This window comes from Streptomyces sp. GSL17-111, assembly GCF_037911585.1.
Taxonomy (GTDB): domain Bacteria; phylum Actinomycetota; class Actinomycetes; order Streptomycetales; family Streptomycetaceae; genus Streptomyces.
Window position 1 is genome coordinate 1797354 of sequence record NZ_JBAJNS010000001.1, and the last position, 19427, is coordinate 1816780.

The window sequence follows — 19427 nt, forward strand, 5'->3', positions numbered from 1 at the left end:
GTCTAACGGCGGCCTCCGGCCGCTCCGACCGCGCCGTGGGGCCCCGCGCCCACGCCCCGGGTGCCCGCGGGCGCGACGGCTCAGCCGAGGATGCGCGGCGACAGCGCGCCGCAGGGGACGAGGTCCACCTCGGCCCCGGCCTGACGCAGGTCGGTCAGGACGAGTTCGTCGTAGAGCAGCAGCCCGGACTGGTCGGGCCAGGCCACGGCCCACAGCCACAGCCCGCAGGCCTCACCGGCGAACACCGCGCGGTCCGCCGGGGTGCCCGCCACGTGCCACAGCGGGGTGGGCCGCCCGGCGGCCATGACCTTGGCCTGCGGCGGCCCGGAGACGGTCAGGTGCGGACCGGGGTCGGGCCCGGGAATGCCGGCGTACCGGGCACCGAGGCCGACGCCCAGTTCCTCGGCGATCAGGAGGAGCTCACCCGGACCGCCCAGCGGGCAGGGGCCGGAGCAGGCGACGGCCGTCGCGCGGCCACCGCTGCGGTCGTCACCCGCGCTGGCGACCCCGGTGAACAGCCAGCCGACGGGGAGGGGCCAGGGCATCCACACCGGCACCCGCGTCCTGTTCACCACCACGCCGAGCGCGTCCACGCTGGGCGGGATCACCGGCTGGAGCGGGTGCACGGTGCCGTGCACGTCGCACTGCCAGGTGTCGGCGAAGAGACCGGGTGCCCTGACCCGGCCACCGCATTTCGGGCAACTGGGTTCGCCCCTCATGGGCATCCACGGTGCTCCCCGAGTCGCCTTCCGTCAAGGACGATCACCCGGTCAGGGGTACCGCCGCCCGGAAGGGGTCGCGCAGATCCGTGCCGTGGGAGAGCCAGCGCTCCTGGAGGGCCTGGGCCCCGTGCACCCGCTTCCACGCCGCCTCGGTCGGCGTCATGGGCAGCAGCGGCAGGAAGCGGACCGGCTCCCGGGGCGCGTCGAGCTCCAGGTCCTCGACCATGCCGCCCGACTCGGCCACCAGGACGGAGGTGAACGGCGCCCCCGGCCACAGCGGCTCGCCGACGTCGAGCGAGGCCCCCGGGGCCACGACGACGCCCTCCACCTGGGGGGAGGCGGCGAGCACGGCGAGCGGGCGGAGCACCTTGTCGGTGTCCGCACCGCCGGGGCGCACGGAGAGCAGCAGCTCGGAGCGCGGCCCGCGCTCGGGGTCGGCGAGCGCGGCCGTCGGGTCGCTCATGGGGGCCGCGGACATGCCGAGGGTGACGTAGCGGACCACTCCGGCGGCTCCGCCGTCGGCCGGGCCGTCGGGGCCGGGCGCGCCCTCCGGGTCGACAAAGCGGAGGACCTCGATCCGGTCGGTGCCGAGGAAGGTGACCGCGGCCCGGGCGTCCGGTGCGCCGAGCGCGGAACGCAGGCGGGCCTCGACCAGTTCGAGAAGATCTGTCATACGTGGAGTTTAGGGGGGCTGTGCGGAGGGCAAAGAGCCGCCGGTTTTCGGCCGCGCGGCCGGAGGAACGCGCCTGCCGGGTGCTACCGTTGACCCGCCTGTCAAGGTGTGTGGCCAGCGGTGGATACCGACGCTCCCTCCGGGGAGCCGACCGGAGGAGGTGGGGCGGACATGGATCCCAGCCGACCGTGCAGTAGCAGCCCGACCCCCGTCCGGCAGCGGCCCTGCTGACGTCGCCGTCCGCACCTTTCGGCTCCAGGCTCCCCGGCTCCCGTGCGCCCGCCCTCCGCGCGTCCGTGACCGCCCTTCACCGGGGCTCTGCGTGCTGTGCGGCGACCCACCCGCCACAGCGCCGCTGGCGGCTCGTTCCGCGTCATCCCCGCGAAGGAGCCCAGCATGTCGATGATCCGTGACCTGCGTGCCGCCGTCCGGCCCGCGCGTCGGCCCTTCCGTCGCGGCGCGGCCGGCGGCCCGTACCCGGGCTCCCCGGGCACGCCGTCGAGCGCGGTGGTCGACTGCGCCGTCTACCGCGACGGGCGCCGCAGCCCCGAGCGGCCCGCGCCGGACGAGGCGCTGGCCGCCGTCCGCGAAGGCGTGCGTCCCGACGGCTCGCGCGGGTTCGTGTGGATCGGTCTGCACGAGCCCACCGAGGAGGAGTTCGCCGGGATCGCGCGGGCGTTCGGCCTGCACCCGCTGGCCGTGGAGGACGCCGTCCACGCCCACCAGCGGCCCAAGCTGGAGCGGTACGACGACTCGCTGTTCACGGTCATCAAGACCATCCACTACCGCGCGCACGCCGAACGCACCGCCGGGAGCCAGGTCGTCGAGACGGGCGAGGTCATGTGCTTCACGGGCGCCGACTACATCATCACCGTGCGGCACGGCGCTCAGGGCTCCCTGCGCGCGCTGCGGCACCGGCTGGAGGACGAACCGGAGCTGCTGGCCAAGGGCCCCTCCTCCGTCCTGCACGCCATCGCCGACCAGGCCGTCGACGGCTACCTGGCCGTCGCCGCCGCCGTGCAGGACGAGATCGACGACGTGGAGATCGACGTCTTCTCCCCGCAGTCCGGCGCCGGACGGGACGGGCAGCGGGCCGGTGGGGAGGCCGGCCGCATCTACCAGCTCAAGCGCGAGGTGCTGGGCTTCAAGCGCGCCGTGTCACCCCTGCTGCGTCCCATGCAGCAGCTCAGCGAGCGGCCGATGCGCGTCATCGACCCGGACATCCAGACGTACTTCCGCGACGTCGCCGACCACCTGGCCCGCGTCAACGAGCAGGTGCTCGCCTTCGACGACCTGCTCAACTCCATCCTCCAGGCCAACCTGGCGCAGGCCACGGTGGCGCAGAACGAGGACATGCGGAAGATCACGTCCTGGGCGGCCATCTTCGCGGTGCCGACGATGATCGCCGGGGTGTACGGCATGAACTTCGACCACATGCCCGAGACGGACTGGGAGTACGGCTACCCGGTCGTCATGCTCCTCATCGTGGCCTTCTGCGTCGCCATGCACCGTGGTTTCAAGCGGAACGGCTGGCTCTAGGGGGCGTTCCGGAGGGAGCGTCGTCCGCGCCCCCGGGGCCGGGACGGTCGGGGTCGGCCGCTTCGGTGACGGCGGCCTCCTCCGGACCGCCCGCCGCGGCGGGCCCCGGCGCGCGCAGCACGAGCAGCAGCCCGGCCAGGATGACGCCGAGCGCGGGGTAGGCGACGGCCGGCGGCGTCTGGCCCAGCCACAGCGCGGCGATCAGCGCCGCACCCGGAGTCTCCAGGAGGATCGCCGTGGACGTCACCGACGGGCCCAGGCCGCGCACGACGCGGTTGAGGACGGAGTGGCCGAGCAGCTGCGCGGTCACCGTCAGGACGACGAGTTTCAGCCACGTCTCGCCGCTGTACCCGGCGCCCAGGTCCGCGCCCGCGACCAGGCACGCCACCAGCAGCAGGACGGCCGTCGTGGTGTAGCAGACGAACGTGTACGCCGTCGTGGAGACCGTCCGGCGCACCTCGGAGCCCAGCAGCACGTACCCCGCCGCCGCCATGCCACCGGCGAGGGCCAGGGCGTCCCCGGCCAGCGCGCGCGGGGAGAGCGACAGGTCGACGCCGGTCAGCAGGAGCACGCCCGCGAACGCGACCGCCGTCCCCGCCCACACCGGTCTCGGCTGCCGGTGGCCGCGCAGCCGCAGCAGCAGCGTCGTCCAGATCGGAGTGGTCGTCACCAGGGCCGTCGAGGAGGCGACGGACGTCATGCTGAGGCTGGGCAGCCACAGCGCGAAGTGGAGGGCGAGCAGAGCACCGGCCGCCCCCGCGAGCAGGACGGTCCGGCCGCTGAGCCCGGCCAGCTCGGCGCGGTGCCGGGCGAGGGCGATCGGGGTGAGCACGCCGACGGCCATGGCGTTGCGCCAGAACGCGATGGCGAGTGCGGGCGCCGCCGTGGCGGCGATGAGCGGCGCGGACAGGGAGATGCCGGAGACGGCCACGGCGAGCAGGAACAGGTCCGTGCCGTGCCCCTGCCCGGCACCGGTGGACCGGGCCGTGGGCACCTCGCCCTTCCCGCGCTGAGCGCCCACGTGCGTGCTCCTCCCGACCGGCTGTACGACAACCGGACCAGCCTACGGCGCGGCCCGGCCGGGCGAAGCCCGCACGGTAGGGTCGGGCCATGACCGAGACCACGCCCGGAGCGTCCGGGGCCCTGTTCGGGCGGGCTCTGATCGAGGAAGCCGCGAAGAAGTCCGCCCTCGTGTGGGTGCGCGGCCCGCAGGGCGGCCCGGCCCGCGCGCTGTGGCACGTGTGGCACGACGGCGCGGTCTGCCTCGTCGGGGACGGCCCGGCCGAGCAGCCGCTGGAGGGCCTCGGCCTGACGGACGGCGCGGCCGCGACGGTCAGCGCCCGCAGCAAGGACAAGGGCGGCCGGCTCGTCGTCTGGCCCGCCCGCGTCACGGTGCTGGAAACGGGCGGCGAGGCGTGGACGGCCACGGCGGAGGAGCTGAAGGGCAAGCGGCTGAACGCCCCGGACTTCGAGGCCCTGCTCGACCGCTGGGGCCGCGAGTGCCGGGTCCTGCGCCTGACGCCCGCCGGGGAGCCGGTGGAGGCGCCCGGCACGATGCCGTCCGCCGCCGTGGCGGCCCCGCCCGTGCCCACTCCGGCGACCACGCGCCGACCCGCTCCTGCGGCACTCCCCCGGCTCCTGCGCGGGAAGCGCCGCGCCTGACGCCCGTCCCACACCTCCCGGACGCCTCCCGCCCCGGCCCGGCTCGCGTCCGGCACCGGAGCGTCACTCCGGAGGCGCCTCCGCGGTGATCTTCTTGCCGTAGTCGACGACCTGGTCGTCCTGCGGGGCGCGCAGGGAGAACTCCTTGCCCCAGTCGGACATGGTGATGACGCCCGCGTCCCCGGCCCGCTCCAGCCGCAGCGGGTACGGCGTGCCGATGAGGGAGACGTCCATCATGCCGCCGTCCCCGCCGTCGGCCGTGACACGGATCGTGCGGACGCCGTCGACCTCCCCGCGCTCGCCGGTCTCCCGCTTCCCGTCCATGGCGAGCACGCCCTCCAGCAGGACGTCCAGCTCCGTGAAGCCGCTGAGCTGCGCGTAGGCCGGATCGCCCGGGGGCACCTTCACGTACTTGCCGTCGAGCTTGCCCGCGGCCTCCCGGTCGCTCTCGGTGGGCTCCTCGCCCTCCTGCCCCTGCTGGGCCCAGAAGTCGGCGTCGGCTTTGAGGAAGAGGTCCTTCTCGACCCGCAGCAGCTCGAAGCGGCTGCCGCCCCTGGCGGACACCTCGCCTATGCCGCCGGCGTCCGTGAGCCGCATGTCGAGCCGGTAGGTGCGGCCCTCGCTGAGCAGCGTGCCGGTGAGCCGCACGGCGTCGGCCCGCTCCGCCGCCGCCCGGGCCTTGTCCTCGACCTGCTCGGCGGTCAACTTCCCGACGCCGTTGGTGCCCGCGTCCGGGTCCTCGCCGCCGCAGGCCGTGAGCATCGCCACAAGCCCCGTCCCCACGGCCCCCAGCACAACCCTTCTGCCGATCCGGGCCATTGCGGGACGTACTGCGGTCACGGCGGTCTTCCTCCGATGACGGTGGGCGTGGGGAACCGCACCCTACCCTTCCGCCCGGGGCACCTGACCGTGAAGGTCCGGCAGCGGTCGCCGTACCATCGTCGTATGGCTACCGACACGTACGGACCGGCTCCCACCGACGAGGCGGTGCGCGCCGCGCTCGCCACGGTGAACGATCCGGAGATCCACCGTCCGATCACCGACCTCGGCATGGTCAAGTCCGTCGACATCGCCGCCGACGGCTCGGTGGCGGTCGCCGTCTACCTCACCGTCTCGGGCTGTCCGATGCGTGAGACGATCGTCTCACGGGTCACCGAGGCGGTGCGCGGGGTCGCGGGGGTGACCGGCGTCGAGGTGGAGCTGGACGTCATGAGCGACGAGCAGCGCCGTGAGCTGGCCACGTCCCTACGGGGTGGCCAGGCCGAGCGCGAGGTGCCGTTCGCCCAGCCGAACTCCCTCACCCGCGTGTACTGCGTGGCCTCCGGCAAGGGCGGCGTCGGCAAGTCGTCCGTGACGGTGAACCTGGCCGCCGCGATGGCGGCCGACGGGCTGAAGGTCGGCGTCGTGGACGCGGACATCTACGGCCACTCGGTGCCGCGCATGCTGGGCGCCGAGGGCCGGCCCACCCAGGTCGAGGACATGATCATGCCGCCGTCCGCGCACGGCGTGAAGGTGATCTCCATCGGCATGTTCACCCCGGGCAACGCCCCGGTCGTGTGGCGCGGGCCGATGCTGCACCGCGCGCTCCAGCAGTTCCTCGCCGACGTCTACTGGGGCGACCTGGACGTGCTCCTGCTCGACCTGCCGCCCGGCACCGGCGACATCGCCATCTCCGTGGCCCAGCTGATCCCCAACGCCGAGATCCTGGTCGTCACCACTCCGCAGCAGGCCGCCGCCGAGGTGGCCGAACGGGCCGGTTCGATCGCCGTGCAGACGCACCAGAAGATCGTGGGCGTCGTGGAGAACATGTCGGGGCTGCCCTGCCCGCACTGTGACGAGATGGTGGACGTCTTCGGCACCGGCGGCGGTCAGCGCGTCGCCGAGGGCCTCTCCCGCACGACGGGCACGAACGTGCCGGTGCTCGGCGCCATCCCCATCGACGTCCGGCTGCGCGAGGGCGGCGACGAGGGCAAGCCGGTGGTCCTGACGGACCCGGATTCGCCGGCCGGTGCCGCGATCCGCTCCGTCGCGGGCAAGCTGGGCGGCCGTCAGCGCGGCCTGTCGGGCCTGTCCCTGGGCATCACGCCGCGCAACAAGTTCTGAGCGGCCACGGCGCCGTCCGGCACGCGGTGGAGGGCGGGACCGCGCACGGTCCCGCCCTCCACCGCGTGCGCGTGACGTCTCACTCCGTCTCGACGGCCGACGCCGCGTAGGCCGTGATGTCCTGGATCACGCTGAAGCCGAGGCCGTAGGCGCTCATACCGCGCCCGTAGGCCCCGATGTGGACGTCGTTCCCCGCCGAGCCCGCCAGCACCCAGCCGTACTCGGAGTCGCGGTGGTGGAACGGCGTGGGCGTGCCGTCCACCGGCAGGTTCAGCGTCGACCAGCCCTCGCCCCCGACGTGGTCGGCGAGGTCCCAGGCGATGGCCGTCTGCTGGTCGAGCCAGTCCTGCCGCAGCGCCCGCTCCATGTGGGTGGGCCAGGTGCACGACAGCAGGCCGGAACCGGCCAGCCAGGCCGCCGAGGAGACCGAGGTGGCCTCCAGCATCCCCGTGCCGTCCGCACTGCGGCGCAGCGGACGGCTCGCCACGGTGACGACGACGGCGAAGCGCTGCTCGTCGGGGCTCGTCTCCACCCGCAGCGACGGCTCGTCACCGTGGCCGGTGGAGCCGTGTTCGACGGTGCCGTCAGCCGCGGCACCGACCTGCATCAGCCAGCGCGGTCCGGTGAACGCCTCGTCCAGCCCGTACCACGGGAAGGCGGCCATGAGGTACCCGTCCACGCTGCGGTGTGCGGTCGGAGCCGGGGCGAACGCCGGTGTCTGTGCCGCCCGTCTGGTGCTCTCCATGTGCGCGAAGCCTCCTCGCCGGTGACACCCGGGCTTACTGCCCTGGACACAGGGAGGATAACTACCAGGACGCGCCGTGTCCGATCAGGGGATCAGTTGATCAGGTGATGAATCCGACGTGTCATGCCTCAGGTGGCGTCCGCGTCGAACGGCGGCGGGGTCCGCGCGGGCTCCACGTCCTTCTTCCGCAGCAGGTCGGGGACGGTGGAGGACGCCCCGGAGCTCTGCCCGGCACCGGCGGCGGCCCCGGCGGCCGCCGCTGACGTGCCGGCCGCCGCGACGGGGCCGGGCGCGCCCCGGCCGCTCACCACGTCGGTCATCTCCGTCAGCTCCTTGCGCACGTCGAGGGCGCGCAGGTCCTCCCGCATGTCCAGACTGTTGCGCAGATCCTTGAGGCCGAGGGCGTCGTCATCGCCCATCAGGTGCTTCTGCGCGAAACGCTTGGGGTGCAGGTCCTGGAACTCGAAGTCCTGGTAGTCCGGACCGAGCTCCTTCCTGATGTCGTCCCTGGCGTTGTCGGAGAACTGCCGCACCTTGCGGATGAACCCCGCGACGTCCTGGATCAGCTTCGGGAGCTTGTCCGGGCCGAAGAGGAGCACGGCGAGGATGAACAGCACCACGAATTCGAGGGCTCCTATGTCCATGAACACTGTGCCGCTCCTCCAAGGCTCTGCCGGGCGGGGTGTCGTGCCCCGCCCGTCACGGTACCCGGACGGGGGCGCCCAGCGGGAGCCGGTCGACCCGACGCGTCGGGGTCAGGGGTTCATTCGCCACCCGCCGTGTCCAAGGTCACGGTGACGCTCTCCTCCCGACCGTCGCGCAGGACGGTCAGCTCCAGCCGGTCCCCCGGGCGGTGGCTGCGGATCTTGACGATCAGCTCCTCGCCGGTGCGGACCACGTCGCCGTCCACGGCCGTGATGACGTCGCCCTCCTCGATGCCCGCGCGGTCGGCCGGACCGCCCTCGACCACCGCCGGGCGACCGCCGTCGGCCACGCCGACGCGCGCGCCGTCCCCGGTGAAGGACATGTCCACCCGCACTCCGATCACCGGGTGGGTGGCCCGGCCGGTGTTGATGAGCTCCTCGGCGACGCGCTTGGCCTGGTTGACGGGTATGGCGAACCCGAGCCCGATGGACCCGCCCCGGGTCTCCCCCAACTGCCCCTCCGCCGACCGGATCGCGCTGTTGACCCCGATCACCCGCCCCTCGACGTCCACGAGCGGCCCGCCGGAGTTGCCGGGGTTGATGGGGGCGTCGGTCTGCAGGGCGTCGACGTAGCTGACGTCGCTCGCGTCGTCGCCGCCGGCCGTGATGGGGCGCTCCTTGGCGCTGATGATGCCCGAGGTGACCGTCCCGGCCAGGTCGAAGGGCGCGCCGATCGCCACGACCGGGTCACCCACCTGGACGGCGTCCGAGTCGCCCAGTGGCAGCGGCTTGAGGTTGCGCACGCCGTCGACCTTCACCACCGCCAGGTCGTAGCCGCCGTCCCCGCCGACGAGCCGGCCCTGGGCCGTCTGACCGCTGCTGAACGTCACCTGTATCCGGCCGTCGGCACCGGCCGGGCTGACGACGTGGTGGTTGGTGAGGATGTGACCGCGATCGTCCAGGACGAACCCGGTCCCGGTGCCCTGGGCCCCGCCGCCGCTGACGTGCAGCGTGACGACACCGGGGAGGGTCGCGGCCGCGATCCCGGCCACGCTGTCCGCCGGCCGGTCCGGGCCGAGGGGCGCGGCCTGCGGCAGCGTCACCGTGCCGAACTCGCCGTTGCGCTCCAGCAGCGCGCCCAGATATCCGCCCGCCAGTCCGGCGACCAGCACACACGCGAGGAGGACGGCGAGCAGCCGGGCGCGGCGCGGCCGGCCCGGCCCGGCGCCGGCCACCGGTGGCGTCGCCTGCGCGGGCGGGCGGGCCCAGGGGTCGTAGCCCCGCCATGCCGAGAGGACGGGCGCGGGCGCGGACCCGGCGGGCGTCGGCCGGGTCAGCCGGGCCGCCTCGGGAGCGGTGGGGGCCGGAACGGGCGCGGGGGCGTCGGGAGCCGCTCCGGACGGCACGGGGGTACCGCCCGCCGGGGTGGACCCGGGGTGCTGGACCAGGGGCGCCGGGGACCAGGGGCCGGGGTCACCGTAGGGCGGCGTGGCGTACGGGTCCTCGCCGTGCCGGGGCACGGGCCGGGTACCGGCACCGTCGGCGGCGGGCTCCCGCCGCGGCTCCGGCGCGGCGGCCCGGGGCGGCGGGGTCGGACGGGGGCGGCTCCACCACTGCGGCGTCGTACGGGTGGCCCTCGCCTCGTCCATCTGTTCCCCACTCGGTCGACTCGTCCTGACTGACGCAAGGCATTGAACCAGTTGCCCTCGGCGGGCCGCACCACCGATGACACCGGGCGCACGACCCCGGTGGTACGGCTCAGCGCCGCGAGATCGCCAGGGGGGCCGTGCCCGGTGCCGGGGAGGGGTGGTGCAGGTGCGGCGCCCGCAGGGAGGGCGGGGGCAGCGGGGCATGGGGGATTCCGGGAGCGGCCGCGGGCGGAAGCTGCGGGGTGGTGCGGTGCGGCGGCCGAGCGGTGGTGCTGACGGCCGAGGCCGTGGGCCCGCCGGCGGCCACCGGGCCCTTGGGCCCCTGACGCACCGGCACGACGGCCTGGCCCGCCGTCTCGTTGCGCCGCTCCGCCGGACGCTCGACACCGGCCGTCGGCCGCAGCGGCGCGGTGCCGGGGCCGGTCGAGGAGGTCGGGGAGCCGCCGCCCGTCGCCCCGGGGCCGAGGGCGCCGCCGAGTGCGAAGGCGGCCACGGAGAACGCACCCGCCGCGACGAACGCGAACCGGCGGCGGCCACGCGGGGCCGAGCCCCGCTCGGGCTCCGGCGGCCGGTGCACGGGGAAGCCGCGCTCGGGATGGAGCAGGCTGACGGGGCCGTCACCGCCGGGGAAGTAGGAGAAGGCCAGCGGGCTGACGCGCGGTCGCCCGGCGCGGCCGCCGGGGGCGGCGTCCTGGGGGTCGTGCGGGTCCTGCGCGCTGACGGGCAGGCCCTGGAGACGGACCAGCAGCCCCTCGGACGGTGGTGGCGGCGCGGTGTCGGCGAAGACGCTCTTCACCCGGCGCTGGGCGTCGGCCTCGGCCTTGCAGCCCTGGCAGGTGGCCAGATGGGCGAGGACCCGTTCGCGTGCGTCATGGCTCAGCTCGCCGTCGACGAGGGCGGCGAGCCGGTCACCGAGGTGCTGCTCGGCCCGGGTGGGCCCGGGCGTCCCGTTCATACGGCACCACCTTCCGCGGGCACCCCCACGGCCACTGCGGTGGGGCGGCGGGCTCCGCGACGGGTGGGCTGGCGGTGGTTGAGCGACTTGCGCAGGTGGGAGCGGCCCCGGTGGATGCGGCTGCGGACGGTGCCGAGCTTGACGCCGAGCGTCGCGGCGATCTCCTCGTAGGACAGCCCCTCGATGTCGCACAGGACGACGGCCGCGCGGAACTCGGGTGCCAGGGTGTCCAGCGCGTGCTGGACGTCCGCGTCGAAGTGGGTGTCGTTGAAGTGCTGCTGGGGGGAGGGCTCGCGGCTGGGCAGCCGCTCGGCGGCGTCGTCGGCCAGGGCGTCGAAGCGGATGCGCTGCTTGCGCCGCACCATGTCCAGGAAGAGGTTCGTGGTGATGCGGTGCAGCCAGCCCTCGAAGGTGCCGGGCGTGTACGTCGACAGGGAGCGGAAGACACGGACGAAGACCTCCTGCGTGAGGTCCTCGGCGTCGTGCTGGTTCCCCGTGAGGCGGTAGGCGAGGCGGTACACCCGTGCGCTGTGCGTGCTGACGATCTCCTCCCAGGAAGGAGGTGCCCAGGCCTGGCCGTCCGCTTCGCTGGTGAAGGTGGCGCGGGCGGCGGGGGCCGCGTCGCGGGCGGAGTCGGAGGCCTGGCGGTGGTCAGCGGTGTCTGTCACGGATGGTGGCTCGGCGGAGGACCGTCGGAAGTACCGGAGTACACCCCGATCACCGCGATGAGCCGCACCTCCCCTGGTGGCTCTGGTGGTGTCCAGTGGAGCCCCTACCATAGCCACCTCACCCGTTAGCTCCGGATAAACACTTTGCCCGGCTTTCCTCCCGGGCCGTTCCCTGCCTGTCCCCTTCAACGCGTGGTCCCATCAGCGGGTTCCCGGAGCAACGGATACAGTCCCGTTGGGTGATTCGCGGGGACAGGAGACGGACATTACCGGCAACCGGCTGATGAGCTGGGCGTTCGCCGATGCGTATGGCGGGGAGCCCGCCGACAGCACGGTGCATGTCACGCTGTCCTGGTGCCGGGACCGGGCCCGGGAGGCCGGGATGCGTCCGGTCTCCGACGGCACGGGGGCCACCCTGCGGCTGCTCGCCGCCGCCACGGACGCCAAGGCGGTCGTCGAGATCGGTACGGGCACCGGGGTGTCGGGCCTGCACCTGCTGCACGGCATGCGCCCCGACGGCGTCCTCACCACGGTGGACATCGAGCCGGAGTGCCAGCAGTTCGCCCGGGAGGCGTTCCGGGCCGCCGGGTTCGCCGCCAACCGGGCCCGCTTCATCCCGGGCAGGGCGCTCGACGTCCTGCCCCGGCTGGCCGACGGCGGGTACGACCTCGTCTTCTGCGACGGCGACCGCACCGAATATCCGCACTACCTGGACGAATCGCTGCGTCTGCTGCGGCAGGGCGGGCTGATCTGCTTCGAGGGCGTCTTCGCCGACGGCCGCACCGTGGACTCGGGCGCGCAGTCGATGGAGGTGCTGGGGGTGCGGGAGCTGCTGCGGGCGGTGCGGGACGACGCGCGACTCCTGCCCTCGCTGTTGCCGGTGGGCGACGGACTGCTCTGTGCCGTCCGCCGCTGAGCCACGGGGAGCGAGGGCACCGCGCGGGTGGCGGGGCCGAACGACACCGCCGCCCCCACCACGCGTGAGCGCTGCGGGGGCGGCGGAAGATCAAGCGGTGCCGGAGCCGAGGTCAGTCGCAGACCTTCTTCAGTTCCTCGCCGAGAGCGACCGCCTCGTCGGGGGTCAGCTCGACGACGAGCCGCCCACCGCCCTCGAGCGGAACGCGCATGATGATGCCCCGCCCCTCCTTGGTCACCTCGAGCGGGCCATCGCCCGTCCGCGGCTTCATGGCCGCCATGCTCGTTCCCCTTCCTGAAACCAGCTCAACATCAGCCGACGGCCCCTGCTCAGGCACGTGTCACCGGCATCGAACACATGGGTTCCCTGCCATTATCCCGCATCGCAGGACCCGATGACCAACATCGGCCGTCAACTCCTCGGCAAGCGCTTCGCGCAAAACCCCCTAATCGGGGGATCACCGCGCAATACCACGGCCTCACCCCGGGTGGCCGGTTTGACGCAGGTCACACCGGCGTCCGTATATCGGTGCCGGATGATCTCCGCCATGCTGGGCGCATGGCCGACACCGTGCGCTACGACATGACCGAGGGCCTCGCGACGATCACGCTCAATCGTCCCGAGGCGATGAACGCCCTCGACAACGAGCTCAAGAACGCTCTCCGGGACGCCCTGCGGAAGGCGGCGGACGACCCGGAGGTCCGGGCCGTCCTGCTGACCGGGGCCGGCCGCGCCTTCTGCGTCGGCCAGGACCTCAAGGAGCACGTCGGCGCGCTGGAGGAGCACGGCGGGGGCGCGCTGACGACCGTCGAGGAGCACTACAACCCGATCACCCTGACCATCGCCACCATGCCGAAGCCGGTGGTGGCCGCCGTCAACGGGGTCGCCGCCGGCGCCGGAGCGGGGTTCGCCTTCGCCGCCGACCACCGGATCGTCGCGGACACGGCCGCCTTCACCACGGCCTTCGCCGGAGTGGCCCTCTCCACCGACTCGGGCATGGCCTGGACGCTGCCCCGACTCGTGGGCCCCGGCCGGGCGGCGGAGCTCCTGCTCTTCCCGCGCGCGGTGAAGGCCGCCGAGGCACTGGAGCTGGGGCTGGCGCACCGGGTCGTCCCGGCGGAGGACCTCGCCGCCGAGGCGGAGGCCGTCGCCCGTCGGCTCGCCGAGGGACCCACGGTGGCGTTCGCCGCGATGAAGGAGGCGCTGGCCTTCGGCGCCTCGCACTCGCTGGCGGAGACGCTGGACAAGGAGGCCGAGCTGCAGCTGCGGGCGGGCGGCTCCGCCGACCACCGCATCGCCGTCGAGGCGTTCGTCCAGAAGGCGCAGCCCCGCTACACGGGCCGCTGACGCCCGTCGGGAGCGGGCTCAGCGGAAGGCGCAGTCCCGCAGGTGGTCGTTGACCAGGCCGCACGCCTGCATCGTCGCGTAGGCCGTGGTCGGACCGACGAACCGCAGGCCCCGCCGCTTCAGCTCCTTGGCGAGGGCCGTGGACTGCGGCGTGCGGGCCGGGACGTCCGCCAGTCCGGCCGGGGCCGGGCGGGCCGCCGGGGCGTAGGACCACAGCAGGGCGTCCAGCTCGCCGGGGGCCCAGCCCGCCAGCACCCGGGCGTTCGCGAGCACGGCGTCGACCTTGGCGCGGTTGCGGACGATGCCCGGGTCGGCGAGGAGCCGCTCCCGGTCAGCCCCGGTGAAGCCGGCCACCTCCGCGATCCGGAAGCCCGCGAAGGCCGCGCGGAAACCCTCCCGGCGGCGGAGGATCGTCAGCCAGGACAGGCCGGACTGGAAGGCCTCCAGGGACAGCCGCTCGAACAGCGCGTCGTCCCCGCGCACCGGGCGGCCCCACTCCGCGTCGTGGTACGCCGTGTAGTCCGCCGGGCCGGCGCCCCAGGGGCAGCGGGCCCGGCCGTCGGGGCCCTGGGCGGTGTCCGTCATCGTGCCGTGCCCCCGTGCTCGTCCGTGTCCGCCTCGGCGGGCCCGCCGAGGAGCTTCGCGTCCCCCCGTGCCGTCGCGTGGGAGCCGGCCAGCGCGGCCTCCAGCTCCACGATGCGGGCGTCCCGCTCGGCCAGCTCGGCACCGAGGCGGTCCAGCACGTCGTCCACCTCGTCCATCCGGTAGCCGCGCAGCGCGAGCGGCAGGCGCAGCCCCGCGACGTCGGCCCGGCCGAGCGGGCGGTCCTGCGGCAGGAACACGGGCAGCCGGTCCGGCTCGGGGTCCGTCAGGCCGCCCCGGACGGTGTGCCCCGTCCCGTCCGCGCTGCCGATGACGGCGAGCGTGACCGACCCGACGACCACGAGCATCGCGAGCAGCAGAAACCAGAACACGTGATCTCCCGGACCCTTCGGAAAGCCTGCAGGCTCCGATCGTGCCATGCCGGTGTGACGGCCGACCCCCTGTATCGGCTGTATCGGCTGTATCGGCGCGGGCCGGTGGCGGACGCTCGCCGGTGGCGACGGGGCGCGGCCGGTTCGGCGCCGCTAAGGTCGGTGCGCGGAGTACCGCGCTGGTCAGGTAAGGACGGAAGGGGAGGCCCGATGCTGCGGCTGGGACGGCGGGAGTTCGGCGCGCACGAGCCGGTGGTCATGGCGATCGTCAACCGGACGCCCGACTCCTTCTACGACCGGGGCGCGACCTTCCGCGACGAACCGGCGCTGGCCCGCGTCGAACAGGCCGTGGCCGAGGGCGCGGCCGTCGTCGACATCGGCGGGGTGAAGGCCGGGCCGGGCGAGGAGGTCGGGGTCGCGGAGGAGATCCGCCGCACGGCCCCCTTCGTGGCCGAGGTCCGCAGGCGCCACCCGGAGGTGGTGATCAGCGTCGACACCTGGCGGCACGAGGTCGGTGAGGCGGTGTGCGAGGCGGGGGCCGACGTGCTGAACGACGCGTGGGGCGGCGTCGATCCGCGCCTCGCGGAGGTCGCCGCGCGGTACGGCACCGGGCTCGTGTGCACCCACGCGGGCGGCGCGCGTCCCCGCACCCGGCCGCACCGGGTCGCCTACGAGGACGTCATGGCCGACATCGTCGCCACGACCGTGGGGCTGGCCGAGCGGGCCGTCGCCCTCGGCGTGCCGCGTGCGGGCGTGCTCATCGATCCGGGCCACGACTTCGGGAAGAACACCCGGCACTCCCTCGAAGCCACCCGGCGGCTCGGTGAGATGACGGCGACGGGGTGGCCGGTGCTGGTGTCCCTGTCGAACAAGGACTTCGTCGGGGAGACGCTGGACCGGCCGGTGAAGGAGCGCCTCACCGGGACGCTCGCGACGACCGCCGTCTCGGCGTGGCTGGGGGCGCAGGTCTTCCGGGTGCACGAGGTGGCCGAGACGCGGCAGGTGCTGGACATGGTGGCGTCGATCGCCGGACACCGGCCGCCCGCCGTCGCCCGTCGCGGCCTGGCCTGAGCCGGACCTCCGGCCGCCCCCGCGCCCCGGGGAGGAGCGGGGGCGGGGCCCCGGCCGGGCGTCACTTGGCGACGAGCCTGATGACCTCGTCGACGTCGTCGGTGAGGTGGAGCAGATCGAGGTCGCCCGGGGACACCTTGCCCTCGCCCACGACGGTGCTCCGCAGCCAGCCCAGCAGCCCCTCCCAGTAGGCGGAGCCGAACAGCACGATGGGGAAGCGCGTCACCTTCCGCGTCTGCACGAGGGTGACGGCCTCGAAGACCTCGTCGAGCGTCCCCATGCCGCCCGGCAGCACGACGAAGCCCTGGGAGTACTTCACGAAGCACGTCTTGCGGACGAAGAAGTAGCGGAAGTTGACGCCGAGGTCGACGTACTGGTTGAGCCCCTGCTCGAAGGGCAACTCGATCCCGAGGCCCACGGAGGTGCCGCCGGCCTCGGAGGCGCCGCGGTTGGCGGCCTCCATCACGCCGGGGCCACCTCCGGTGATCACCGCGTAGCCGGCCTCCGCCAGGCCCCGCCCGATGGCGACGGCCGCCGCGTACTCGGGGGAGCCCTCGTGCGTCCGGGCGGAGCCGAACACGCTGATGCCGGGCCCGACCTCGGCCAGCGCGCCGAAGCCCTCGACGAACTCGGACTGGATCCGCAGCACCCGCCACGGGTCCTGGTGGATGAAGTCCGAGGGACCGGCGGACTCCAGCAGCCGCTGGTCCGTCGTCCCCGCGAGCGTCTGCCCCCGGCGCCGTACCACCGGGCCGAGGTGCTGCTCACGGGGCTCCCGCGCGTCGGCCGACTCCGGCCGTTGTTCGCCGGGCTGCGGGCCCCGCTCCTGCGCCGCCTCAGTCATGTCGTGCTCCCTCCCGCTGTGTCAGGGACGTCAGGGTACGCAGGCGCGGATGACGCGCGCCGGAATGCCGGGCGTACGCGGCACCACTCACGAGAGCCAGGCGCGCAGCCGCTCCTCGCAGTGGAGGATCAGCGCCTCCTCCACGCGCTCGTCGACCTTGTGGGCCAGGTTCGGTTCGCCGGGGCCGTAGTTGACGGCGGGCACGCCCAGCGCGCTGAACCGCGAGACGTCCGTCCAGCCGAACTTGGCCCGGGGGCTGCCGCCGACGGCCGCGATGAAGGCGGCCGCCGCCGGGTGGGAGAGGCCGGGCAGCGCACCGCCGGAGTGGTCGTCGACGACGAGCTCGCGCACGCCGCAGCCGTCGAACACCTCGCGGACGTGGGCCAGCGCCCGCTCCTCGTCGAGGTCGGGCGCGTAGCGGTAGTTGACGGTGACGACGCAGGCGTCGGGGATGACGTTGCCCGCGACGCCGCCCTCGATCCCGACGGCGTTGAGGCCCTCGCGGTACTCCAGCCCGTCGATCTCCACGCGGCGCGGCGCGTAGTCGGCCAGCCGGGCGAGCACGGGCGCGGCGCGGTGGACGGCGTTGTCGCCGAGCCAGCTGCGGGCGGAGTGCGCGCGGGTGCCGGCCAGGTGCAGCTTGACGCGCAGGGTGCCCTGGCAGCCGCCCTCGACCTCGCCGCCGGAGGGTTCGAGGAGGACGGCGAAGTCCCCCGCGAGCCAGTCGGGACGGGCCGTCGCGAGGTGGCCGAGGCCGTTGAGGTGGGCGGCCACCTCCTCGTTGTCGTAGAAGACGAACGTGACGTCGCGGTTGGGCTCGGGGACGGTCGCGGCGACGCGCAGCTGGACGGCCACGCCGGACTTCATGTCGGAGGTGCCGCAGCCCCACAGGAAGCCGTCCGCGTCCCGGCGCGAGGGGAGGTTGTCGGCGACGGGCACGGTGTCGATGTGCCCGGCGAGCACGACCCGCTCGGGGCGGCCGAGGTGCGTTCGGGCCACGACGTTGTTGCCGTACCGGTCGACGGTGAGGTGGCCGCACTCGGCGAGCGCCTGCTCGATCGCGTCGGCGAGGACCTTCTCGTCGCCGCTCACGGAGGGGATGTCGACGAGCTGCGCGGTGAGGCGCGCCGCGTCCTGGTGCAGGTCCAGCTTCGATACGGCCATGCGCCCGACCCTACCGGTGCCGGGTGGGCGATCCCGTACGCCCGTTAGGCTGAGCTCATGGGCGAGCCGCGAGCGGGTGAGAGCAGGCGGTGGCTGCGGTTCACCGCGGCGGGCGTGGTGCTGCTCGCGCTGGCCGGCTACCTGGTGGTGCAGTACGTGTCGACGGGCGGCGGCGCGCCGCGTTGCGTGGTGCGCGGCGGTGAGGGCCGCGAGCCGTACGAGCTGGAGCCGGAGATGGCCCGCAACGCGGCGACGATCGCCGCCGTGGCGCGGTCCCGGAGCCTGCCCGACCGGGCGGTGACGATAGGCCTGGCCACGGCGATGCAGGAGTCGAGCCTGCGGAACATCGACTACGGCGACCGCGACTCGCTCGGCCTCTTCCAGCAACGGCCCTCGATGGGCTGGGGTGCGCCGGAGGAGATCATGGACCCGGTCTACTCGGCGGGGAAGTTCTACGAGGGCCTGGTCGAGGTGCCCGACTACACCGAACTGCCGCTGACGGTCGCGGCGCAGGAGGTGCAGCGCAGTGGGTTCCCGGACGCGTACGCCAAGCACGAGCCGACGGCCGCCCTGCTCACCGAGGCGCTCACCGGCAAGGCCGCCGCGTCGCTCAGCTGCACCGGCATCGCGATGACGCGGGCGGGCGACGCGGGCGAGGTACGGCGGAAGCTGGCCCGGGAGTTCGGCGCGGACGCGCCCGCGCCCACGGACGTCAGCGGGGGCCGCAGCGTGCCGACCGAACGCGTCGTCCTGCCGGTCGGGCAGGACGCCCGGCGTGGCTGGGAGCTGGCGCACTGGGCCGTGGCGAACGCCTCCGAGCTGGGGATCGCCGAGGTCGCGTACGGCGACCGGGAGTGGGACGTGGCGGCGTCCGGCGACGGCTGGCGCACGGCCGAGGGCGCCGGCCCGGCCGAGGTGCGGATCACCCTCGCCCCGGACGACACGGCGACGGCGGGCTGACGCGCCGGACGGGTCACCCGGACGGGTCAGCCGTGCGTACCGGGGATGACGACCGCGCCGGTTCCTCCGCCCGCGTGGGCGAACGGGGCCTCCCCCTTGGGACGGACGGGTCGCGGGCGCACAACAGCGCTTCCGTGCAGGAGGATTGCCCGCTTTGCCCCACCCATATGATGCGACACATTGCGAATCCTTTACCCGGAGCGGCCGCAACCAAATGGGCGGTGGGGCCGATAGGCACAGCGTCCACCGGGCAGCACCCGGCGGGCGCAAGACCAGCCTCAACACCCCTCCGTCAAAGGAGCATCATGTCCTTCACGCGCCGGATCGCCAAGAGCGCACTGCTGACGGCCGCGGGCGCGGCCTCCGTCGTCGGTGCCGCCGCCGGCTCGGCCCAGGCCGCCCCGCTGCCCGCCACGCCCACCCTCGGCGGGCTGAGCACGCTGGACAGCCTGGACGGCCAGGACCTCGGCGGCGGAGTCGACGGCGCGGTCGGCAACGTCTCCGAGCTGGCCGGTGCGGCCGGGAGCGAGGCCGTGGCGGAAGGCGTCCCGGCGGCCGGGCGCACCGTGGGGGCGCTCGGCAAGTCCGCGCTGCCCATCGCGGACGGCCTGGCGGACGAGGCCTCCTCGCCGGGCGGGGACATGCTCGGCAAGGCCGTCACGAACGTGACCGAGGACGGGCTGCCCACCGACGCCCTGCCGACCGACAAGCTGACCGGCAACGTGCCGCTGGGCGAGGGCTCCCTGGCGGGTCTCCCCCTCTGATCCGCCCCGCCCGGCCGAAGCCCGGGG

General features: G+C 74.3%; 22 protein-coding genes. 8 read left to right on the forward strand and 14 right to left on the reverse strand.

The genetic code is table 11. The annotated features are described in order from the left end of the window. Positions 1-80: 80 nt before the first annotated feature. Positions 81-719 carry a DUF6758 family protein gene (locus V6D49_RS07595; protein WP_340558227.1) on the reverse strand — a complete coding sequence of 213 codons (639 nt, stop codon included), beginning with the start codon at positions 717-719 and terminating at the stop codon, positions 81-83. Positions 720-762: 43 nt separating this feature from the next. Further along, positions 763-1395, reverse strand: a complete 633-nt coding sequence (locus tag V6D49_RS07600) for a suppressor of fused domain protein (protein ID WP_340558229.1) — start codon at positions 1393-1395, stop codon at positions 763-765. Between the two features lie 396 nt (positions 1396-1791). Between V6D49_RS07600 and V6D49_RS07605 the strand changes: the two genes are divergently transcribed. Beyond that, positions 1792-2934, forward strand: coding sequence for a magnesium and cobalt transport protein CorA (locus tag V6D49_RS07605; RefSeq protein WP_340558231.1), 1143 nt, complete (start codon positions 1792-1794; stop codon positions 2932-2934). Here V6D49_RS07605 and V6D49_RS07610 read toward each other — a convergent pair. After that, on the reverse strand, positions 2912-3928 hold the full coding sequence (locus tag V6D49_RS07610) for a DMT family transporter (protein ID WP_340563774.1): 1017 nt from the start codon (positions 3926-3928) through the stop codon (positions 2912-2914). The genes V6D49_RS07605 and V6D49_RS07610 overlap by 23 nt on opposite strands. Positions 3929-4044: 116 nt before the next feature. On the opposite strand from V6D49_RS07610, the gene V6D49_RS07615 reads away from it, so the two are divergent. Continuing rightward, positions 4045-4596 carry a hypothetical protein gene (locus V6D49_RS07615; protein ID WP_340558232.1) on the forward strand — a complete coding sequence of 184 codons (552 nt, stop codon included), beginning with the start codon at positions 4045-4047 and terminating at the stop codon, positions 4594-4596. A 63-nt stretch (positions 4597-4659) separates the two neighbouring features. On the opposite strand, the gene V6D49_RS07620 is transcribed toward V6D49_RS07615, so the two are convergent. Next, positions 4660-5436, reverse strand: a complete 777-nt coding sequence (locus V6D49_RS07620; protein ID WP_340558233.1) for a hypothetical protein — start codon at positions 5434-5436, stop codon at positions 4660-4662. Between the two features lie 105 nt (positions 5437-5541). Here V6D49_RS07620 and V6D49_RS07625 point away from each other — a divergent pair, with 105 nt between their 5' ends. Continuing rightward, entirely contained in the window at positions 5542-6699 is a 1158-nt protein-coding gene (locus tag V6D49_RS07625) for an Mrp/NBP35 family ATP-binding protein (protein WP_340558235.1), read from the forward strand. A 79-nt stretch (positions 6700-6778) separates the two neighbouring features. On the opposite strand, the gene V6D49_RS07630 is transcribed toward V6D49_RS07625, so the two are convergent. The 5 genes from V6D49_RS07630 to sigE form a co-directional block, all read right to left on the reverse strand. Continuing rightward, the gene (locus V6D49_RS07630; RefSeq protein WP_340558237.1) at positions 6779-7444 is read right to left on the reverse strand and encodes a hypothetical protein; all 666 of its coding nucleotides are present in this window, start codon (positions 7442-7444) and stop codon (positions 6779-6781) included. Between the two features lie 128 nt (positions 7445-7572). Then, entirely contained in the window at positions 7573-8094 is a 522-nt protein-coding gene (locus V6D49_RS07635; protein ID WP_340558239.1) for a sec-independent translocase, read from the reverse strand. A gap of 113 nt (positions 8095-8207) precedes the next feature. Further along, positions 8208-9737, reverse strand: coding sequence for a S1C family serine protease (locus V6D49_RS07640; RefSeq protein WP_340558241.1), 1530 nt, complete (start codon positions 9735-9737; stop codon positions 8208-8210). A gap of 109 nt (positions 9738-9846) precedes the next feature. Then, positions 9847-10692 carry a zf-HC2 domain-containing protein gene (locus V6D49_RS07645; protein ID WP_340558243.1) on the reverse strand — a complete coding sequence of 282 codons (846 nt, stop codon included), beginning with the start codon at positions 10690-10692 and terminating at the stop codon, positions 9847-9849. Further along, on the reverse strand, positions 10689-11471 hold the full coding sequence (gene sigE / locus V6D49_RS07650; protein WP_340558245.1) for an RNA polymerase sigma factor SigE: 783 nt from the start codon (positions 11469-11471) through the stop codon (positions 10689-10691). The genes V6D49_RS07645 and sigE overlap by 4 nt, the downstream gene beginning before the upstream one ends. 124 nt (positions 11472-11595) lie before the next feature. Here sigE and V6D49_RS07655 point away from each other — a divergent pair, with 124 nt between their 5' ends. After that, a complete protein-coding gene (locus tag V6D49_RS07655) occupies positions 11596-12276 on the forward strand; it encodes an O-methyltransferase (protein ID WP_340558247.1) in 681 nt (226 codons plus the stop codon). Positions 12277-12388: 112 nt separating this feature from the next. On the opposite strand, the gene V6D49_RS07660 is transcribed toward V6D49_RS07655, so the two are convergent. Beyond that, on the reverse strand, positions 12389-12556 hold the full coding sequence (locus tag V6D49_RS07660; RefSeq protein WP_191210935.1) for a DUF3117 domain-containing protein: 168 nt from the start codon (positions 12554-12556) through the stop codon (positions 12389-12391). Positions 12557-12834: 278 nt separating this feature from the next. On the opposite strand from V6D49_RS07660, the gene V6D49_RS07665 reads away from it, so the two are divergent. After that, positions 12835-13623: an enoyl-CoA hydratase-related protein gene (locus tag V6D49_RS07665; protein ID WP_340558249.1), complete on the forward strand. Its 789-nt coding sequence runs from the start codon at positions 12835-12837 to the stop codon at positions 13621-13623. Positions 13624-13641: 18 nt separating this feature from the next. On the opposite strand, the gene V6D49_RS07670 is transcribed toward V6D49_RS07665, so the two are convergent. Further along, positions 13642-14208, reverse strand: coding sequence for a DNA-3-methyladenine glycosylase I (locus V6D49_RS07670; protein ID WP_340558251.1), 567 nt, complete (start codon positions 14206-14208; stop codon positions 13642-13644). Then, positions 14205-14597: a DivIVA domain-containing protein gene (locus V6D49_RS07675; protein WP_340558253.1), complete on the reverse strand. Its 393-nt coding sequence runs from the start codon at positions 14595-14597 to the stop codon at positions 14205-14207. Before V6D49_RS07675 ends, V6D49_RS07670 begins: the two co-directional genes overlap by 4 nt. Positions 14598-14807: 210 nt before the next feature. On the opposite strand from V6D49_RS07675, the gene folP reads away from it, so the two are divergent. Then, positions 14808-15668 (forward strand): dihydropteroate synthase, encoded by an 861-nt coding sequence (gene folP / locus V6D49_RS07680; RefSeq protein WP_340558255.1) that lies wholly within the window; start codon positions 14808-14810, stop codon positions 15666-15668. Positions 15669-15729: 61 nt separating this feature from the next. Here folP and V6D49_RS07685 read toward each other — a convergent pair whose 3' ends face one another. Together V6D49_RS07685 and dapE are read right to left on the reverse strand one after the other, a co-directional pair. Continuing rightward, positions 15730-16512 carry an LOG family protein gene (locus V6D49_RS07685; protein ID WP_340558258.1) on the reverse strand — a complete coding sequence of 261 codons (783 nt, stop codon included), beginning with the start codon at positions 16510-16512 and terminating at the stop codon, positions 15730-15732. Between the two features lie 87 nt (positions 16513-16599). Further along, complete coding sequence (dapE, locus tag V6D49_RS07690) at positions 16600-17676, reverse strand: succinyl-diaminopimelate desuccinylase (RefSeq protein ID WP_340558260.1); 1077 nt, start codon at positions 17674-17676, stop codon at positions 16600-16602. A gap of 57 nt (positions 17677-17733) precedes the next feature. On the opposite strand from dapE, the gene V6D49_RS07695 reads away from it, so the two are divergent. After that, the gene (locus tag V6D49_RS07695; protein ID WP_340558262.1) at positions 17734-18636 is read left to right on the forward strand and encodes a hypothetical protein; all 903 of its coding nucleotides are present in this window, start codon (positions 17734-17736) and stop codon (positions 18634-18636) included. A gap of 305 nt (positions 18637-18941) precedes the next feature. Next, positions 18942-19400, forward strand: a complete 459-nt coding sequence (locus tag V6D49_RS07700; protein WP_340558263.1) for an ATP-binding protein — start codon at positions 18942-18944, stop codon at positions 19398-19400. The last annotated feature ends 27 nt before the right edge of the window (positions 19401-19427 follow it).

Bases quoted from the DNA above. Each gene is read 5' to 3' on its own strand.
- V6D49_RS07595 (WP_340558227.1), bottom strand. From the start codon at position 719: ATGAGGGGCGAACCCAGTTGCCCGAAATGCGGTGGCCGGGTCAGGGCA.
- V6D49_RS07630 (WP_340558237.1), bottom strand. From the start codon at position 7,444: ATGGAGAGCACCAGACGGGCGGCACAGACACCGGCGTTCGCCCCGGCT.
- dapE (WP_340558260.1), bottom strand. From the start codon at position 17,676: ATGGCCGTATCGAAGCTGGACCTGCACCAGGACGCGGCGCGCCTCACC.
- V6D49_RS07685 (WP_340558258.1), bottom strand. From the start codon at position 16,512: ATGACTGAGGCGGCGCAGGAGCGGGGCCCGCAGCCCGGCGAACAACGG.
- V6D49_RS07700 (WP_340558263.1), top strand. From the start codon at position 18,942: ATGTCCTTCACGCGCCGGATCGCCAAGAGCGCACTGCTGACGGCCGCG.
- V6D49_RS07670 (WP_340558251.1), bottom strand. From the start codon at position 14,208: ATGACGGACACCGCCCAGGGCCCCGACGGCCGGGCCCGCTGCCCCTGG.
- V6D49_RS07660 (WP_191210935.1), bottom strand. From the start codon at position 12,556: ATGGCGGCCATGAAGCCGCGGACGGGCGATGGCCCGCTCGAGGTGACC.
- V6D49_RS07665 (WP_340558249.1), top strand. From the start codon at position 12,835: ATGGCCGACACCGTGCGCTACGACATGACCGAGGGCCTCGCGACGATC.
- folP (WP_340558255.1), top strand. From the start codon at position 14,808: ATGCTGCGGCTGGGACGGCGGGAGTTCGGCGCGCACGAGCCGGTGGTC.
- sigE (WP_340558245.1), bottom strand. From the start codon at position 11,471: ATGGTAGGGGCTCCACTGGACACCACCAGAGCCACCAGGGGAGGTGCG.
- V6D49_RS07695 (WP_340558262.1), top strand. From the start codon at position 17,734: ATGGGCGAGCCGCGAGCGGGTGAGAGCAGGCGGTGGCTGCGGTTCACC.
- V6D49_RS07645 (WP_340558243.1), bottom strand. From the start codon at position 10,692: ATGAACGGGACGCCCGGGCCCACCCGGGCCGAGCAGCACCTCGGTGAC.
- V6D49_RS07640 (WP_340558241.1), bottom strand. From the start codon at position 9,737: ATGGACGAGGCGAGGGCCACCCGTACGACGCCGCAGTGGTGGAGCCGC.
- V6D49_RS07615 (WP_340558232.1), top strand. From the start codon at position 4,045: ATGACCGAGACCACGCCCGGAGCGTCCGGGGCCCTGTTCGGGCGGGCT.
- V6D49_RS07625 (WP_340558235.1), top strand. From the start codon at position 5,542: ATGGCTACCGACACGTACGGACCGGCTCCCACCGACGAGGCGGTGCGC.
- V6D49_RS07605 (WP_340558231.1), top strand. From the start codon at position 1,792: ATGTCGATGATCCGTGACCTGCGTGCCGCCGTCCGGCCCGCGCGTCGG.
- V6D49_RS07600 (WP_340558229.1), bottom strand. From the start codon at position 1,395: ATGACAGATCTTCTCGAACTGGTCGAGGCCCGCCTGCGTTCCGCGCTC.